Origin of the sequence: Legionella hackeliae (genome assembly GCF_000953655.1) — a bacterium.
Taxonomy (GTDB): domain Bacteria; phylum Pseudomonadota; class Gammaproteobacteria; order Legionellales; family Legionellaceae; genus Tatlockia; species Tatlockia hackeliae.
In genome coordinates this window covers 1142572-1161848 of record NZ_LN681225.1, presented here as the reverse complement: position 1 = coordinate 1161848, position 19277 = coordinate 1142572, and the positions used below count along the sequence as shown (strand labels likewise).

Below are 19277 nucleotides of genomic sequence, written 5' to 3'. Positions count from 1 at the left end.
TTATTCTTTTATAGTTTTACGAACTAGGTACAATTCCCTGCCCGGTGCGCACAAATTCTATTGCGTAAACTGGAGAAACGACTATCTAATACGGAGCTTCCCTGTAACATAATATTGGAATCAATATAACCATAGGATGTTACACCTACAATAGCATTACGTGCAGTATTTGAACCCCCTGTTTGTCCAAAAGCTGCAATACCAAAATTTTGTACCCACGGACCGCCACTAGAGCCTCCTCGCATATCTGAACCATATTCTACATTGTTAGGACTCACAGCACGGAAACTTTGGGACATAACTTGGTGCATTTTTGCACAATAATCCAGATTGCATGGATAACCTAATAAATGGGCATGATTAGGTATCAATGCATTAACAATCCAACCCAACATTCCAGTAACAAGGCCTAAACGTGTTGTTGAACCATTAATCACTTTATCATTCACCTCTATCATGGCATAGTCAGCAGCATTTGGAACCACTCCCCCTCCTGTCGCCCACTCAGAAGTAGTTAAAACAAATTTCCATGACCAAGCTCTGTAAGGTGCATTTCCATCGCGATAAGCTGGAATAAACACAAAATTAGTATAATAACCAGAACTGGTTCCCGAATGAACACAATGACCAGCTGTTAAAACAATTCGTTGACCAATAGTAGACGCTGAGCAAACCGCATCCCCCTGACCCGGGACAGTAAAATAAAGCTTACCTACCGCACTAAATGGATAGGATAAGTCTGCACTCAATGGTACTAGACGAGAACTTGTAAAGTTTGCTCCTGATGTCCCTCGATTAAAAAAATGTTCGGATAGCGTACTTTCTAAATTAATCATCGTTTGTGGGATTAGTGGTGTTTTATCCGGTTCTATTTCTATTGCAGGAGGAGTGCCCTCTTTTTGTTGAGGTTTTTCTAACTGTAACGATTCTATATCTATTTCCTGAACCGCATTCGGATCGACTTTCGGATAAGGCATTTCCTTGGCATTCATCAAACGCTCAGGTGTCCAATACTCGTAAATCGATTTTTCACTTTGCTTGTTTTCAATTCCTTTCTCCAATTCATCACTGGCAAGGATCTGGGTTGAATATAAAGCTAACGGAATAAGAGAGCAGGCATGGATTAGAGTTTTCATGATTAAAATTCCTTTTAAAATCAATGGGTATTGGCAGGTGTCAAGAAATAAACGATATTCGCGTTGACACGTCGCTCTCTATATTTTCATAAGCATGCATTTTGGTCAAACGTCAAAATGGTTGACAAATAGTCGACAGAATATAGACAAAATTTGAAGGGGTATTGAGAAAATCCCTTGCTCAATTTCGTAATCAAACAAGGGATGTTATGGACTGCATAAAAATTAGTTTGCAACTTTCCAGGAACCATCAGCTTGACGGCATGCTTTACCGTATATCTGTTGTGATTTACCACCAATGATTGCTCTAGTGATATACTCACGGCAAGGTTGGTTATTTGTGTAATAGGTTCTTGTAGGTTGAACCGTGTAGCGGTTACCATTATCCGGGTTTGACCATACCACAGCACGTCCTGTTGGAGCAGTTTCTAAAGCTCGTTGCATTTCCAAACGGTCGAGACGATCCATAGTACGACCAATATTTCCTCCAAGAAAAGCTCCTAATAAAGCGCCACCAGCAGCTGCAGCGACCTTACCAGAACCGCCACCAAATTGGCTGCCTATAAGTCCACCAACAACACCACCTGTGACAGTACCAACTCCTTCATTGGTAACTTGCGCACAACTGGCAAGTAGAACTGAAAGAGAAAGAGATACTACCGCTATTTTTTTCATGATTCACCATAAGTATCGTTGTAAAATCGGTTGGTATTCTAACACCACGTTTAGATATTATCCACATTATGCATAATTTTAAATCACTCTACTCTTGCTGAACCCGTGGTGAGAATTGACATAATAGTTCATAAGCAATCGTTCCAGCAGATAAGGCTATTGATTCTACAGGGATATGTTGCCCCCAAAGTTCCACAGCATCGCCAATTTTTACCCCTGGACAGTGCGTTAAATCGACCGTAAGCATGTCCATAGAAACACGTCCGACAATAGGAGCATGTGTTCCATTGACCCAGACAGGGGTATTTTCAGCAATATGTCTTGGATAGCCATCGCCATATCCAACAGCCACTACCCCAATGATCGAAGGACGGCTAGTTTGCCAGGTACCACCATAACCAATTCGAGCATTTGCTGGATAATGATGAAGAGCGCTAATGGCAGAAACAAAACGCATCACCGGCATTAAACCCAACTCTTGGCCAATTTGATGAGAAAATGGAGAAACACCATAAAGCATAATTCCGGGACGCACGACATCCGCATGAGTGTCTGGCAAGGCCAAAATGGCAGCTGAATTACTGATACTCTTAATCAATTGGGTATCTGGTAAATCAAGCTCTCTAAAAATTCGCAGCTGATTTTGATTACTGGGATTTTCAGGCTCATCTGCGCATGCTAAATGCGTCATTAAACCAATTTCAGAATCAACCCAGGGGCAAGTCCTCAAAGCATCCATAACTCCATAAACTTCTTGAGGATCAAAACCTAAACGATGCATACCAGTATTTACTTTTACCCAAATTTTGATTTTATTTGACAAGGGGGTTGAAAGTAACCATTGCAGTTGGTGGGGTTGATGAATAACACATTGTAATTTATGTGAAGCTGCCGCATATAGTTCATCTGGGCTAAATATCCCTTGAAACAACACACAATCACTGCGCACTCCTAAAGCACGGATAGCCATCGCCTCCTCAAGACAAGCCACGCCAAATGCATAAACCTGCCCTTCCAATACGGGCACAACGGCAGAAAGACCACAACCATAAGCATTTGCTTTTACCATTGCAATGACTTTGGAATTCAAAGCACGGCGTTTGATAAAATTCAAATTGTGCAAAAGTGCTGTGGCATCAATTTGAACGCGAGTAGGTCTTGCCATATTAATCAGTTCCCTGGTAACCGTTAAATGCTAAATCTTCAAAACGAGTATATTTACCCAAGAAGGCAACCCGGACTTTACCAATAGGACCATTACGCTGTTTTGCAATAATTAATTCGGCAACTCCCTTATCAGGACTATCCTCGTTATACACCTCATCACGATAAATAAAGCAAATTAAATCCGCATCCTGCTCAATTGCACCAGATTCCCGAAGATCGGACATAACCGGTCGTTTATCTTGACGTTGCTCAAGGCTACGATTTAATTGTGATAAGGCAATTACAGGCACTTCAAGCTCTTTCGCTAAGGATTTTAAACTTCGAGAAATTTCTGAAATTTCTGCCGTGCGATTATCTGCTTTAAAGCCAGGTACTTTCATTAATTGAAGATAGTCGACCACGATTAAGCCTAATTGCCCCTGCTCTTTCGCTAAACGCCGGGCCCGTGCTCGCATTTCAGCAGGCGATAAAGCCGCTGTATCGTCAATGTAAAGTGGGGCTTCCGACAATAGGTGGACAGCTGAAGTCACTCTTGGCCAATCTTCTTCTTCTAATTTTCCTGTTCGTAAACGGTGCTGATCAATTCGTCCTAGAGAGGACATCATGCGCATTGCCAGAGAATCCGAGGGCATCTCCATAGAAAATACCAAAACAGGTTTCCGCGCATGAATAGCAGCGTTTTCTGCCATATTCATGACTAATGTTGTCTTACCCATCGAAGGGCGACCTGCCACAATAATTAAATCGGAAGGTTGTAAGCCTGATGTCCTTTCATCAAAATCAGATAGACCGGTAGGTAAACCTGTTAAAGCATCTCCGTTGTTATAAAGAGCATCAATCTTTTCGACTGTTTTAACGAGAATTTTTTTAATGCTTTCTGGTCCACCATCACCTCCAGTTTGCTCAGCAATAGCAAACACTTTCGTTTCGGCAAAATCAAGAAGATCGGTCATTTCTCTTCCTGAAGGATTATAAGCAGAGTCGGCAATCTCGTTCGCTACAGTAATCAATTGTCGTTGAACGGATTTGTCACGCACAATATCAGCATAGGCAGAAACGTTAGCAACACTGGGGGTGTTGTTCGCTAATTCAAAGAGATAAGTTTCCCCTCCCGCATCATCCAATTGATTGGAGGACTTAAGGATATCCAACAAAGTGACCACATCGAAAGGTTGATCTTTCTTGGCAAGCTCACTAATCGCTTGATAGAGAACGCGATGTTCCGTGCGATAGAAATCGGTTTCGCATAATTTGGTACTAATAGTATCCCAAACCTGATTATCGAGCATTAAACCACCAATGATTGCCTGTTCAGCTTCAGCTGAATGGGGTGGCGATCGAAGCGAATCTACAGGATTTTTTCGTGTTTTTAGTTCTGCAGCCATGATAACAGTATGAAAGCGATAGTGTGCTTATTGTACCCTGAATATAAAAAAAGACACACTGGAGGTGTGTCTTTTTAATATTTTTTTGAAAAAGCGAATTATCTAACCCAAACTTGAGTACGTCCGAGAGCAGAAACACCCACGTAGCCACGTACATAAAGTTTGTTCCCTTTTAAGGTCATTTTAGCGCGATAAACTTTACCTGTTTTAGGATCAAGAATTTGGCCACCTTCCCACTCGCCATTACCTTTGTCTTTTAGACCCCAAACAAACTGTAGACCTTGAATTGGTTTGCCTTTAAAACCACCTGGGCATTTAGAGCAAATACCAGTATCACCTGGTTGTGGATAAACTTTTACAATTGTACCATTCAGAGTACCACCGGATACTGACAGACGAATTACAGCTCGTTTCTGGCCGGTTTTGTCATCAATCGTTGTCCAGGTACCTGCGGGTGAAGCAGCTAAAGCAACAGGTAAGAACAATACCATTACCACAAATGCTAATAACGCCTTCCATTGTCTCATGAGTTTTCTCCATAATTTTTCTCATAAAAAGAATAGGCTATGATTTTCGGCTTTGCAATCAAAAAGCAATAACTTTTTTTGAGTGCTTTCCGATAGACGAAAAACATATTAAAATTAGGCCAGAGTGGATAAGATTACTACTCAGCAGGCAACGGCATAAAAAATTGCTCAATGTCTTGTTTCGTTAGCCCTGTTATTCCCTTGATATTGTCGGATAAAATCCCATCAAACAATTGTCTCTTTCTCTCCTGCATTGCCAAAATTACTTCTTCAACAGTACCAGAGGTGATTAATTTATAAACAAACACAGGGTTTGCTTGACCAATTCGATGACTTCTATCGGTAGCTTGATCTTCGACCGCGGGATTCCACCAGGGGTCATAATGAATGACGGTATCGGCTCGAGTTAAATTTAATCCCGTACCCCCTGCTTTTAAACTGATTAAAAAAATTGAAACATCGCCTTGTTGGAATTTATCGACTAACGTTTGTCTGTTTTGCGTTTGCCCTGTCAACTTCAAGTAAGAATAATTTTGGCGAATCAATTGTTCTTCAATTAATTTAAGCATGGAGGTAAATTGGGAGAAAATCAGGATCCGTCGTCCTTCGTCAACCAAACTGCTTAATAACTCCATTAAAGCATCAAGTTTTGCAGAAGTTTCATAAGCCATTTCGGCTTCAGGCATGGATAACAATTTCGGATCACAACAGACCTGTCTTAACTTCAATAAAGCATCTAACAATACAATATGACTTTTCTCCATTCCCTGTTTAGAAATTGCTTCCCGTACCTTTTTCTCCATACTCATGCGTATTGCTTCATAGAGATCGCGCTGAGCTCCGGAAATCTCAATCGCAAGAGTCATTTCAGTTTTATCAGGTAGCTCACGCGCAACCTGATTTTTGGTTCGACGTAATATAAAGGGCTGGACACGCTTTGCTAGCAACTGTCGTCGTTCCATATCATTTTGTTTTTCGATTGGTTTTTTAAAAAATTGGCTAAATTGCTTTGCATCTCCTAATAAACCAGGCATTAAAAAGTGGAATAAAGACCAAAGCTCGCCTAGATGGTTTTCAAGCGGTGTACCCGATAAGCAAAGACGATGTTGCGCCTGAATCTGTTGAATTATTTGTGTTGTTTTAGTTCGCGCATTCTTAATCGATTGTGATTCATCCAAAATGAGGTAATAAAATGGATAATCCACAAAGCGAGATTTATCGCGTTGAATAAGCCCATATGTTGAAATAATGACATCATAGTCATCGAAGTTATCCTGATGTCGCAAAGCACCGTGGAATACCAACAACTTTAATTCTGGTGTAAACCGTTTTGCCTCTGCAAACCAATTCCAAACTAAACTGGTCGGAGCTACTATCAATGTTGCTTTGGTTAAACGTCCTGCTTCTTTTTCAACTTGTAAATGTGCCAATGTTTGGACAGTTTTTCCTAATCCCATATCATCAGCAAGGACACCTCCAAAATGACTGGAGCGCAAAAATTGCAACCAATTGAGTCCTTCTTGCTGATAATCGCGCAGGGTGGTTTTTAATCCCAAAGGTAGTTCGATTTTTGGTAAATTGGTCAATGTAGTTAACTGGTTTAATTGTTGTCTTATCGTTTCAGCACCAAGCCAACGAGATGAAATGGCACGCATCGCCTGTTCCGTTTCCCGCATTAAAATAAGCTGATACCGACTCACGCTGATGCGCGCTTCACCTTTAATATGGCGCGTTCCATATTGCAGCAGAAAGCGGATTAAGGGTTTAACTCGTCCCAATTCCATTTGTAACATTTTGCCCTCTGGCAATGGCATCTTAACCAGAGTCTGATCCGACAGTGACTCAATTTTATTTTTATCAAGTCTTGTAATTAACTCTGCGACCAAAGGAACGATGCTGACTTGTTTTCCATCCACTAAAATCCCTAACTGATAGGAAAAAAAATCATTACCCCCTTCTTCGACTTCAGAAAACCACTCTACATCATCCGCACTCACGAGTTCCTGATAAACAGGATGGATAAATTCCACATTCCACTGTTTTTTTTCAAATACGGGAAGGATATTTTTATAAAGTTTGGGTAAATCGCCGTCACTATGAAAATTTGTTAACACATTTTCATGGCTAATATCATATTCCGCCCACAATTTTTCAGTCAGTGAAGGACTACGAATCGAAAGAATTTGCGAAATTTCCGTGTATATCGATTTTTCAAGAAAAACATCACGTGTGAACTCTACCAGTGTGTTTCCCTCTTCCTTGATGAGCTTATGATTATTGTCGGCTTTAACTTTTATGTCTTCATAATTAAAAAATATATCCACAACAAAGAGCAATGAAGGTGTTGCATTGGTCGCTCCCAAATTGTCTGACAATGGCACAGCATCAAAGGAAATTAACACGGAAGGTTTTACTTGACGTTTTTCTATTTTTTCATAAATTGTTGGCAAAGGTATATCAGGGTAATCATCTCTTAATTGTGCAATAGTGTTAGAAACTTCCTCTAACCCCACAGGATCAGTCTTCAGGATTTTTTTTATATTCGCCAGGTTATAAGGCATTGTTATTATGCCCATTGCATTATTATCTTCATCAAAATACCACGCTCTGTCTAAAAAAACAGGGGACAGTGCTTCTTCGTCAATTTCTGCCTTTAAAATCGGGTATTGTCTGCCATCGGGTGCTAATTGCCATGTCAATGTTGCGTTTACAGTCTCACCTAACTCTAATTTCGGCTCTTGTCCACGAGCCAAATAGGCTCTATTGGTATTTAAGATTTCTTCCAGTAATTCGCTATTTCGAATCGGGAAGCGATCAAACCAGTTTTTATTGTAGTTAGTTTTTTCAAGAAGAGCGGTGACAACTTTTTCATCCTCACTCGTAAAATATTGGCGACGACTATCTGTAACACTATTAAAAAAATTCTTTTTCCCTAGTCCCCCTCGTTTTCGTCGCTTGGCAATCGCAAGTTTTACAATGATACGATGTTCATATTCATTAAGTTGTGGTTCGATGAGATAAACAAGCTCATGAGAACTATCTCTTACAATTTTTTCCTCTTCTTTTTCACGAAGCTCAGTCAACCAGGAATCTAAAGATTTCACTTTATTCTGAGTTGAAGGGGCAGGTATTTCATAATTTTCTCTGACCTGCAGCGAAAATAAACTTGCAGCAGCATGTTTACAATTGATTCGATAAGAACAGCTACAATAAGCAGGATTTTTGGGCCAGGATTTCAGATCAAGATGTACGTCATAGATTTGACCCGAGCGCCCTTTCACACGAGCTTTAAGCAAACCATCGCTAAGGCGAATATTAAGCACATACCCTTTTTGCTGATACTCTTGACCATTCATCAAAACGGCAGGAGAAAAAACATTGGCCATCCGTGATAATGCATCTTTGAGCATACAACCTTTACTCGTTGAAAGTTAAACAGACAATTATAACCTAATTTGACTTATTTTTGATATTGAATGTAAACTAAACATTGTATTGCAGAAAATATTTACACTTTAATTAAATTAAAAACAACTTTGCGGAAACGAGTCCCCTGATGTTCAATCAATTTTACGAATCTTTAAATGATTTTTTAAAAATTGAGGGTTTAAACCTCATCTTGCGTGATAAATTTCTTGCGGCTTCTGACGAAGAAAGGATTGCAACTGTGAAATTGATGCTCTCCCAAAGTAATTTTGATCTACTCGTTAAATTTGCTTGTACTATCCCTGAGTTTTACAAGACTTGTCTTTCACCAACTTTTGATAAAGAGTGGGCAAAGTTATGGAGTACTTACGGCATTATTCTTACTAATGACTCGCAAAAAGCCTTATTTAATCAGTCCCAAAGTAATCCATTGCACTTATTTCTTGGTATTTACTTCTATCATAAAGCGGTACGAATTAAAAAATATTGCCCTAACAGCACTAAGTTAGAACAGGATTATATTCAAAAAGCAATGAACTATGAATCTATCCACGCTTGTCAGAGATATGCCCAATATGTCTATGAAAATTGTCAATCCTTTAAACACTCTGAGACTGATTCGCACTTCAAAAAACTCTTCGCAGAATTAAAAAAACTAACTCCTAATTATGGTTGTTATGCTTATATAATGCTGGCTGAAGCGTACTTACAATTTGCCTTCTTTCAACAACATTTAGACAACAAGGTAAAGGCGGAGAAAGCCTTTAATTGTGCTTTGTTAGCCTGTGCAAATGCAGAAAAAAGTTATAATACAGATGACCCAATAATCTTTAACGCGAGCCTTGGTGAGGGATTGTCTGCTAGTAATTCGTTACATCTATCTACTTTTGAAGAAATTCAAGTTCATCTTTTAAGAATCGCAAGTAAGCGAGATAGCGTCGCTGGCTCACCCAATCCACCCAGTTAAAAATTCGCCTCTTAAAAGAGGCGAATTTGTTTGTCTAAAGTACATTAACTTTAATTTCAACAGATTTTGATTTCTCAGGATGCTCGACATGGGAAAGGGTTGGCGACTGTAAAATGCCCCCATTAGTCATCGATTGAATCAGTAATCCAACATTAATGCCAGGTTTTTTGGCAGATTCAGTGGGTTTAACGGTCTTGACTTCTGGAACTGTAAACAAATCTTGATCAAAATCGGTGTGTTCAGCATTCTCCTCTTCCACGTCTTCCAATTTACTTGCGGTAATTAACGTACTTGGTGTTGTAGTCTTGACTTCCAAAAACTTCTCTTCCTTCATTGTTTCTGAAGCAAAGAATAGCATTTTAAGATATTCCATTCTGGTGTTATGATTTAACTGTTTGAAGAGCTGCTTATCTATTTTATAAGGTAAGATCTTGTCTATCATTGATAAAGAAATATGACCAGTCATAAATAAGTCGGTTAGCAGTGTATCCTGGAAAAATGCCTTTGTTTTTGTTGAAAACAACACCGTCAAAAGTAGTTGTTTATCAACTTTATCCTCATTAATCAAGGCTTTTGCTAAAAAACTACAAGCAGGCAGATTACCGACCACGAAATTTACAATTTGTAGGTCAAGTTCGATGCTTGAGGACACTCTTGTGAGTTTGGTAAAAAATATTGCTGGGTCGAGAAAACCTTTTTGCATGAGCAATAAAATAGCCTCATCATTAAAAATTTTACCAAACCCTGGTTTACTCAGGCAAAACTCCAAAACAGGCCCATGGGCAAAGGCCAATTCAAACAGAGGATGCGATTTGTCAATTTTTTCTTTCCAAGGATATGTTTGCTCTATATACAAAGCTTTAGTAAGCATTTGATGAATCAGGGGATATCGCTCTTTATAGCAAATATCAATCAGCATTTGATCTGTATATACTTCAGGATTTTTTTCCAGTTCTAAAACTGCCATCCCAGCGTAATCTGCTGCAAGATATTTTACTCCTTTACTTCGCATTTTATTGTTTAAGCCAGGATCTTTACTTTGTATAGGGGAAAACCCCGGGGAGACTTTTTCTGCGAATGCAGATTCAGATAATAATTTGCTTGGTATATGAGGGGGCAAGCTCTCTTTCTTTTTAACTTTATCGACATAATCCCAGATAGTCGTCATGCTTTGAGGATATTGTACATAGGATGGGGGTAAGTCATCCCAGGTAATATTGACTACATCCAGCGATTTATTATCCCCCACCTTACTTTCCAGGAAAGATAATAACTCTTTATCCTTAGCCGTTAGTAGTAAATGCATGAATGTAAATATCGGACAGTGAACACTATCAGCCTGATAAACACCCCCTCCAACTACAACAAATTGAACCCCCAGCTTTTGGGAAATTGCTTGAAACTCACCATAATAGCCACCGTGTAAACGATAGTGATCAGCAACAAATGCTATGGGAGGCAATCCTGGGCGAATGAATAAATCCAAACCGCAGTAATGTATAGTCGCAGGATCCCTTTGTTTAGCTTTACTGCGGTAACCAACTTCCACTAAAAATTGGTGATGACCTTCTTTTGAAAAAAGACCTTCATCAGTGACTCTTTTCTCCAAGTATTTTAGAAATTGGTCTTTATGAACGTGTTCAATGTTGATAAGCGCTTTTTTGTCCTTAAACATCGTCATCATAAAACGAATTGATTCTTCACTGGCAATCACATCAGTAAGCAAAAAGGCTAAATCAGCTAAATCATTTGTGATCAAACGAGCTAAGGAACGTCTTTTCATAATTTATACCTATATTTTCTATTTCAAGGGTAGTTTTACCCAATTATTCTTAAGGAAAAATTAAATTATGTACAATTTATAGGAAAAAATGCCTGAATCAATTAAATATCAACTGAACGATAGCTTTAAATGAAGTTTGTTATAGAATTTAGGAAAGGTTATATCAAGGTTAAAAAATTACATGTCACACGCTCTAAAAATTTTAATGGCACAACTTAATCCGGTGGTTGGTGCAGTGGAAGCAAATGCGGAGAAAATTTGCTCGATTGTTGACTCGCATCAACTAAAGCAGGATGTCATTGTATTTCCTGAGTTAGCACTCACTGGTTATCCACCTGAGGATTTACTGTTGCGTTATGATTTTCACCAACAAGTAGAACGTGCTTTAAAAACTATTGAGCGAATGAGTAAAGACTGTTTTGTCATTGTGGGCCATCCCAGTCTAGAGGGTGAAGACTGTTTTAATTCCGCCAGTATTTTTTACAAAGGCGAGCGCATTGCTCTTTATCACAAGCATCACTTGCCCAATTACGGTGTATTTGACGAAAAACGTTACTTTAAATCAGGTGAGGCTGGACCTTGCATTTTGTCGATAAGAAACTATCGATTTGGTGTTTGTATTTGTGAAGATCTTTGGTTTAAAGGTCCAGTTGATCAACTGTTGCAAGCAAAGGTTGACGGTATCTTTTGCTTAAATGCATCCCCTTTTGATGACCAAAAGCAGCAATTGCGCGAAGACCTGCTTGCCCACTACTCAGAACAAGGTACTGTCATGATTTACGTCAATCAGGTTGGCGGTCAAGACGAACTGGTTTTCGATGGCCAATCCATGGTCTTTGATGCACAGGGTAAACTTTGTGCTCGAGCTCCTGCATTTCAGGAGGTATTGCACCCTATCACTTTCAATAATCATCAAATTACAGGAGACATTACTCCTTTATTAGAGAGGAACGAATTAATTTATAAAGCCCTGGTTTGTGGTACACGTGACTATGTGGAAAAAAATGGTTTTCCTGGCGTATTATTGGGTTTGTCGGGCGGTATAGACTCAGCGCTTACACTAGCCATTGCTGTTGATGCCTTGGGCGCTTCCAGGGTTCACGCGGTAATGATGCCTTCTCGATACACCGCAGATATTAGTCTTATTGATGCCAGAAAACAGTTAAACCATTTGAATGTAGCGAGCACTACACTTTCCATTGAATCAGTATTTAGTAGTTTTCTTGAAACCCTTGAACCTGTTTTTGCCGGTTTTAAACCTGATACAACAGAAGAAAATATCCAGGCCCGAATTCGTGGTGTTTTATTAATGGCACTCTCAAATAAGACGGGCAAAATGGTGCTTACTACCAGCAACAAAAGTGAAACGGCTGTTGGTTATGCAACCTTGTATGGTGATATGGCAGGTGGATTTGCCGTGTTAAAAGATGTTTTAAAAACGCAAGTATACGCGTTAGCCCGTTATCGCAACCTAATATCACCTGTAATCCCTGAACGCGTGATCACAAGAGCGCCGTCCGCGGAATTAGCAAAGAACCAGACGGATCAAGATTCATTACCTGATTATGCAACACTGGATGCCATTATCCATGCTTATATGGAAAATAACGTCTCTGCAGAGGAAATTATTAGAGCAGGCTATCCTGAAAAAGAGGTGTGGCAAATTATTCGTTTGATTAAACGGAATGAATACAAGCGTCGACAGGCAGCCCCAGGCATTAAAATCTCACCAAGAGCTTTCGGACGTGACTGGCGCATGCCTATCACATCGAACTTTACTTTATAATTCCCTTGTCTGGATATCCTTAATTTAGAGTTGATTATGGCGAAGATGCATGAAAACGAATTTACAATCGATGAGGACCTTGTTCGCCATCTTCTTCAAAAACAATGTCCTCAGTGGAAAAATTTATCACTAGCACCCATTTTGTCCAGCGGAACAGACAATGCTCTATTTCGTTTAGGGGATGATTATGTCGTTCGTTTACCTCGAATCGATTGGGCGACTGAAAGTATAAAAAAAGAATATGAATGGGTGCCTAAGATTTCTCAATGTTTAAAAATGCCAATCTCGGAGCCTTTTTTTAAAGGGGCACCCGAAACGTTCTATCCTTGGGCTTGGCTCATTGTGCGTTGGAATGAAGGATATACCCCCCCTTTTGAGAATGATAGTGAGTATGAAGTACTCGCTAAAGATTTGGCGTGTTTTCTCAATGAATTACACAGCATAACATTGGAAAATGGTCCCTTATCAAGACGTGGAGTCCCTTTAAAAGAATTAAATGAAGAAACAACCCAAGCCCTGGCTCAATTAAAAGACGATATTGATACGCAATTAGCCACTTCTTTATGGAATCAACTAGCTAGCCTTCCCAGCTGGACAAAAAATCCTGTCTGGGTACATGGCGATTTTTTACCAGGAAATATTCTGGTACGGAACAATCGACTTAATGCGGTAATTGATTTTTCTGATGTGGGGATTGGTGATCCTGGCTGTGATCTGGTGATTGCCTGGAGTTTACTTAACGCTCATTCTCGAAAAATTTTTCGGTCCAATTTAGAAAACATTGATGATACAACATGGCAAAGAGGCCGTGGATGGGCTTTGTCCATTGCACTTATCATGCTGCCTTATTATAAAAATACAAATCCTGTATTAGCGAGGCTTGCAAGACGAATGATAGAACATACCCTCTACCTTTCAGAATAGCTCCCTTTGCATTTATTGAATGTAACTAATCATCAACGTAGGTCAGGCCTGACCTGACCTACTGCTTCTCGATTGTGCTACCTGCATGACGAGTTATCAAAAGCTAATTCCAAGAACGGTTCCTTCTTCCTTCTCAGATTCACTCTCTTTATGGTTAAACAAACGAGCAATTGCAAAATCCTTAACAGTTAATTTGCCAGGTTTCTTAGCCTTAACCGCATCAGATTCTGCAGCATTAGTAGTCACTGCTTCCTTGTCAATCGTAGTAGGCTCTGTATCGACAGTCTTTAATTTAGGTTTTTCCTGGCGCATACCAAATATACTCTCAAGATCAGAGAATTTTGTGAGATCAATGCGCTGTGCAGGTTTAAAACCCACCAAAGTATTCGCAAGCTCTCTTAGTGCCGTTATGCTTAAGGAAGTTGGTTCCCCCTCCCATTTGGCTAACAAAGAAGACGTTTGAGATGGACAATCTTTCATCGTAACTCGAATACATTTTTGTAAGCTATCAATGTAATAAAGTTGCCAAACGTCATTCTTTTTAGTAAGCACAAAAGAACTTGGTTTAAAGTTTGTTGCGTCTGCTGGAGAAAACTCATCCACTGCCTGACAGGACTCTTTATGAAAGATACTACTGGATTGCTTAATAATATCTCGCAGTTTTTCTTTTACATCTATGCTTAAATTTGCAGCCGAGACCGCATCATTATTCGCTAAAAGCTTTTGAAACAGATCCATTGCATCAGGATTTGGCCAAGTTTGCACATTAATTTTTGCGTTGGTTCCACCTCTTTGCCTTTGATACAAAACCCACTCCCCAGTTTTTGCATCAGGTTCACGCGTTAAAATATAGGTGTCTTTAATTAGTCTATAAGAAGGTATTGTTGTCCAGTCATCTGTGGTAATCAGGGCTATCCCATGCTTTTCTTTAAGCATGTTTTGAATTTTGCTTTGTTTCACTTCATCAACATGATGGCGAATATCGACAGATCTTAGGTATACCTTAAGTCGCAAAATATCATTCTTTGTTAAACTCTCTTTTTGACTGATCCATGCTAAAAAATCGGGATAATCTTCAAGTTTCAATAAATTTCTTTTACCGATACTGTCATACCAATAAAGTTTAATTTGCTGATTTTCTTTCTTCACAACATAGGTAGATACTAAATTGGCCAGTTGGTCATCAATAGGATTAAACAATACTTGCGTTTTATTTAAAACGGATTGCAATACCTTTGTACATTCCGATTTAATTTCTTTAGCAATTTCTGATTTCGTAAATAATTGGTCCAGCAATTTCTTTTCTGCAGCTACATCTTTTACGCTAGCGCTTATAGTTAGTAATTTTTTTAATTCAACTTCCAACGAGCTAATCGCAGCAGCTAATTCTGCGGTGATGGTTAAAGAGGTAGCCTTTCCCGTCAAATCATACCAGCTCAATTGCCATTTTCTTTCATCAGCAACTAATACCACATCCAGAAAAAAAACTTGTTTATCAGGATTTTTCTGAGCAAACAGCTTTGCTCGTTCTCCATCATTAAATACATACACCACATCGGGCTCTTTAGCTTCCAATTTTCTATTTTTGGTATCCCGCATGAAAGCCAACTCTTTATTTCTTTCTGCAGCTTGTCTTTCGCTGACTTCATATTGCTGCAACATTAGTTTTATTTTATTGAGAAGAATTCTTCTTAAAGGACGAAGAATTTGAGCATAAATATAATCCCTCTCCTCGCGTTCATATCCTGGTACAGAATTGATTAAAAGAACAAATAACTCGGTATTTGCTGAGGTGGTTTTCCATTGCCCTGTTTTCAAAAATTTTTGAAATTCCTGCAGACGGATATAAGGGGCGGGGAAAATTTTTAGAGCTTCAATGGTTTGATTTAGTTGAGCTGGACGTTTACGACTAAAACTGTAAACCCAAGACCAGAAAGGAGAGTCTTCATAGGTATAATTTTTTTTAGTCTGCTCAAAAATTTCGACCAGTTTTTGCTGCCCTTCTGCAGTATCATCAATAGCAGTCAATAATTTATCAGCAAATGTTTTTAAATCATCTTCTATTTTTTCAGGCATTTCCGTTGCTCCTTGTTCCCTGAATTAGTTATTTCTTGGCCAGTCTTTAGCTTAATACAATCACATAATGTAAAACTACTACTTTTTTTGATTATTCTTAGCCCAAAGAAATTTTAGCCGTAAGCCTTTCGTATCAAGTTAAACTCGTTTGAATATAATCCAGTGACACTTTCTTCTTGGTATCTAAATCCACTTTTACAGGAAAAAAACTCCAACTGTGTGTTGTCTTTTTTTCTGTATTTTTTTCAACCGTATCCAAAAATTCACCTTCTTTTGCAACATCGATTACGCTCATATGACTCATTTGAGCTTCAGCAACTGCAGAATAAGGACTGTCTTTCTTACTCGTAATGGTCATCCTGTATTTTTGATACGCGGCCAGAAATAAATCTCGCTCTATGGATGAAAGAATTTGATATTCAACGAGCACTGCCAATATTTTTGGTAGGTTATTTTCATTAATGAGATAAGGAAACTTTAGATGATGATGAGTATCGTCCGGGTTAAACGAGTCATTATGGTAGGTATCGTGTTTTTCATCATCACGTTGAATAAAGCGGGCGCCACCTAATCTTGTCTGTAAAACCAAATCACTTAATTTATCCACCTCATTAAAGTATGTATCTACCTCAATAATAACGACTTGTTTATCAAGAGTTCGATGTATACCGCGCTTTTTGATGCCGGTTTTCTGTGGATAAAATGTTATCGCATCCTCAGCCAGACTGATGTTATATTTTTTACAATTTTGGGTAAATATTGACATGGACCACCTTACAGCTCATGGTGTCCCTACTCAAGAAAAATTCCTTCAATTTGATTCAATATTGTACAACACAAAGATTAATTCCAGATTAAGCAAATTGAAGTCTCTGTGGAAATTGTATTAGATTGCTTCGCTTTGCTCGCAAAGACATGGGCTCTGTGTCATTTTCGAATAAAATAGAGTGTTAAAGCATAAAAAGCTGCTTGCAAAATAAAGTCAAATCGCTAACATTGGATGCTGTAAAATAATAATAAAAAAAGGGATCTCATGAGAATTGCATTTTTTTCTGCAGCTATGCTCGCTTCCAGCATGGTCTCAGCCGCCATACCTATTGATGGCTGGTATGGTAGTGTTTTTGGTGGTTACACTTACATTCCTGATAATGTCACTAACACAACCTATTACAGTTACTACCCTATTGGTTATTTACGTGCTCATCCTTCCTATAATGGAGGCTGGAACGGTGGCGGACGCATAGGTTATCAAAGCATGCCTTTGCGTTATGAAGCTGAAATTACTTATGTGTATGCCAATCTGAGTGGATTTAAAATAAATAACATTCATCAACTTGGCGTTGAGGGTGAAACAACAGGCACCTTCGGTATGGCAAATGTCTACTATGACTTCCCAGAAATGGTACCTTGCATCGCGCCATTCCTTGGTGTTGGTATTGGTTATGGCTATGTTACCGCACGATTGAATAGCAGTGGTCCTTTAGTTCTTGCAGGTGGTCCTGTTGCAACACGCTTCAAAATTGATGATGGTGTTTTTGCTTATCAGGGTACAGCCGGTTTTACTTATAATTTCGCTGAAAACTATGCAGTTAACCTCGCTTACCGCTATATCGGAACTGAGCGTGCTGATGAGTTTGGAAAAGTATTTCAAGCCCACTTGGCAAGCGTTGGAGCAATTTATCGCTTTGATGGCGCTAGCTATAAGTAAGGACAAGTCATGAGAAACATGCTTAAGTTTGGATTAGCAGGATTGATGATTGCCAGCAGTTCCTCTTTTTCAGCAACATTATCAGACGGTTGGTATGCAGGTCTAATGGGTGAGTTAAGTTATACCCCCAGTTTAGATTTCACTCTTTCTTCTACCAGTTTTAGCTCAATCAATAGCCTGCTAACCTCTCTGGGGTATGCACCGCTAACCAGTCCGGCCGGAGAAGTTAAGTACTCAACCGGTGGGGGTATCGGCGGACAAATCGGGTATCGCTACTGTGGTTTTCGCTTTGAGGGTGAACTTCTTTACAACTATAGCCCTTATGATGAAATCACTGTGGGGGGGCTTACTATAGGTAAAAATCAAAATACCGCATTGGCCTATCCATTCTCAGCCTTAAGCATAAGCGGCAATACTTCCTTAGGGGCTGCACTTTTTAATGTGTATTATGATTTTTACAGTGATGATTGGGATGAAGTCAGCTGGGTTCCTTATGTGGGATTAGGGATCGGTTATGGTTACGTTCAAAACAAGCTGCAGCTTGATTTTAACAGTACCACATCAGGCGGTGCTGCTGTAACAACAAGCTTGATTGACTTTAAAGAAAATACGTCTACCCCCGTTGGCCAGGCCATTCTGGGTATCAGTTATTTATTTAATGATAGTTTTTCAATGGGCCTTGATTACCGCTATGTCACAACGCGGGAAATTTCTGGTTTTAATGAACGCTATAGCATCCACACGTTGAACTTGAATTTCAATTATTGGTTCGGCAGCGACGAATAGTATCAGCTGGCCGAAGGGCCAGCGTTTATGGATAGTAGAAGCACCCGTTTTAACTAAGGACTTAGAATGAAAAACCTTCTTAAGCTCACTCTGGCAGGACTCCTTACAACCAGCACAACTTCCTTTGCGTACTACCCTGCAGATGGATGGTATTTTGGTATGTTTCTTACTGGAAGTTATGTACCCACACAAGATTTTACTCTAACTACCAATCAACTTTCTGTGCTTTATAAAAATATTTACAACTATAATAAAGCGAATCATTTCGAGGTAGGGGATTTACAATACGTACCTCTACCCACCAATGGTAATGGAGAAATTAAATACCAGTTTGGTGGTGGTTTAGGCGGACAATTAGGTTATCGCTGGTGTGGTTTTCGTTTTGAAGGTGAATTACTTTTTAACTATAATACTTACAAAAATATTACCATTGATGGTCTTAGCTTTGGCAAAAATCAGCAAACTGTAACTACAACCTCTTCGAGTACTACTACCGCGACCACCATTACTGTAGTAACAAATCCATATAGCATGAGTGGCCATGCGCAAGTAGGTGCCGGCCTTTTCAATGTCCTTTACGAATTTTATAATCACGAAGGACGAGATGTTAGCTGGATACCCTATTTAGGTGTGGGTGTAGGGTTTGCCAATATTAAAAATGACTGGGTCATTAACATCAATCAGGTCAACCCTAATACAGGTACCTATGGCTTTACCTCCGTTCTTGATGTTAATGATGGTGAAACTACTCCAATTGCTCAGGCAATTCTCGGGATTGATTATCAGATGGATGATTATTTTTCCGTGGGTATGGACTATCGCTACCTCACCTCCAAACAACTTAACAATACCAACGATCGATTTACTTTCCACACGCTTAATTTTAACTTTAACTACTGGATGAATGCTTAACGGTGGAACCCAAGAAGCA

Annotated in this window: 15 protein-coding genes; 6 read left to right on the top strand and 9 right to left on the bottom strand. The window is 39.3% G+C overall.

The window, feature by feature from the left end; translation table 11 throughout:
* Positions 1-23: 23 nt before the first annotated feature.
* The 6 genes from LHA_RS05300 to LHA_RS05275 form a co-directional block, all read right to left on the bottom strand.
* On the bottom strand, positions 24-1136 hold the full coding sequence (locus LHA_RS05300; RefSeq protein ID WP_045105615.1) for a trypsin-like serine peptidase: 1113 nt from the start codon (positions 1134-1136) through the stop codon (positions 24-26).
* 225 nt (positions 1137-1361) lie between these two features.
* Positions 1362-1811 (bottom strand): RT0821/Lpp0805 family surface protein, encoded by a 450-nt coding sequence (locus tag LHA_RS05295; protein ID WP_045105614.1) that lies wholly within the window; start codon positions 1809-1811, stop codon positions 1362-1364.
* Between the two features lie 88 nt (positions 1812-1899).
* The gene (gene alr / locus LHA_RS05290; protein ID WP_045105613.1) at positions 1900-2976 is read right to left on the bottom strand and encodes an alanine racemase; all 1077 of its coding nucleotides are present in this window, start codon (positions 2974-2976) and stop codon (positions 1900-1902) included.
* Position 2977: 1 nt separating this feature from the next.
* On the bottom strand, positions 2978-4363 hold the full coding sequence (dnaB, locus tag LHA_RS05285; protein ID WP_045105612.1) for a replicative DNA helicase: 1386 nt from the start codon (positions 4361-4363) through the stop codon (positions 2978-2980).
* Between the two features lie 98 nt (positions 4364-4461).
* Positions 4462-4890, bottom strand: a complete 429-nt coding sequence (locus LHA_RS05280; protein ID WP_045105611.1) for a DUF2147 domain-containing protein — start codon at positions 4888-4890, stop codon at positions 4462-4464.
* A 137-nt stretch (positions 4891-5027) separates the two neighbouring features.
* Positions 5028-8300 (bottom strand): DEAD/DEAH box helicase, encoded by a 3273-nt coding sequence (locus tag LHA_RS05275; RefSeq protein WP_045105610.1) that lies wholly within the window; start codon positions 8298-8300, stop codon positions 5028-5030.
* Positions 8301-8446: 146 nt separating this feature from the next.
* On the opposite strand from LHA_RS05275, the gene LHA_RS05270 reads away from it, so the two are divergent.
* Entirely contained in the window at positions 8447-9283 is an 837-nt protein-coding gene (locus LHA_RS05270) for a DUF5630 domain-containing protein (protein WP_045105609.1), read from the top strand.
* Positions 9284-9317: 34 nt separating this feature from the next.
* Here LHA_RS05270 and LHA_RS05265 read toward each other — a convergent pair whose 3' ends face one another.
* Complete coding sequence (locus LHA_RS05265) at positions 9318-11066, bottom strand: hypothetical protein (RefSeq protein WP_045105608.1); 1749 nt, start codon at positions 11064-11066, stop codon at positions 9318-9320.
* Positions 11067-11247: 181 nt separating this feature from the next.
* Here LHA_RS05265 and LHA_RS05260 point away from each other — a divergent pair, with 181 nt between their 5' ends.
* On the top strand, positions 11248-12852 hold the full coding sequence (locus tag LHA_RS05260) for an NAD+ synthase (protein WP_045105607.1): 1605 nt from the start codon (positions 11248-11250) through the stop codon (positions 12850-12852).
* 36 nt (positions 12853-12888) lie between these two features.
* On the top strand, positions 12889-13776 hold the full coding sequence (locus tag LHA_RS05255; protein ID WP_052673596.1) for an aminoglycoside phosphotransferase family protein: 888 nt from the start codon (positions 12889-12891) through the stop codon (positions 13774-13776).
* Between the two features lie 96 nt (positions 13777-13872).
* On the opposite strand, the gene LHA_RS05250 is transcribed toward LHA_RS05255, so the two are convergent.
* The gene (locus LHA_RS05250) at positions 13873-15852 is read right to left on the bottom strand and encodes a hypothetical protein (RefSeq protein ID WP_045105606.1); all 1980 of its coding nucleotides are present in this window, start codon (positions 15850-15852) and stop codon (positions 13873-13875) included.
* A gap of 133 nt (positions 15853-15985) precedes the next feature.
* A complete protein-coding gene (locus LHA_RS05245) occupies positions 15986-16618 on the bottom strand; it encodes a hypothetical protein (RefSeq protein WP_045105605.1) in 633 nt (210 codons plus the stop codon).
* A gap of 267 nt (positions 16619-16885) precedes the next feature.
* On the opposite strand from LHA_RS05245, the gene LHA_RS05240 reads away from it, so the two are divergent.
* The 3 genes from LHA_RS05240 to LHA_RS05230 all read left to right on the top strand — a co-directional run bounded on the left by LHA_RS05240 (position 16886) and on the right by LHA_RS05230 (position 19258).
* Positions 16886-17560 (top strand): outer membrane protein, encoded by a 675-nt coding sequence (locus tag LHA_RS05240; RefSeq protein ID WP_045105604.1) that lies wholly within the window; start codon positions 16886-16888, stop codon positions 17558-17560.
* Positions 17561-17569: 9 nt separating this feature from the next.
* A complete protein-coding gene (locus LHA_RS05235; protein WP_045105603.1) occupies positions 17570-18346 on the top strand; it encodes an outer membrane protein in 777 nt (258 codons plus the stop codon).
* Positions 18347-18412: 66 nt separating this feature from the next.
* Complete coding sequence (locus LHA_RS05230; RefSeq protein ID WP_045105602.1) at positions 18413-19258, top strand: outer membrane protein; 846 nt, start codon at positions 18413-18415, stop codon at positions 19256-19258.
* Positions 19259-19277 lie beyond the last annotated feature (19 nt).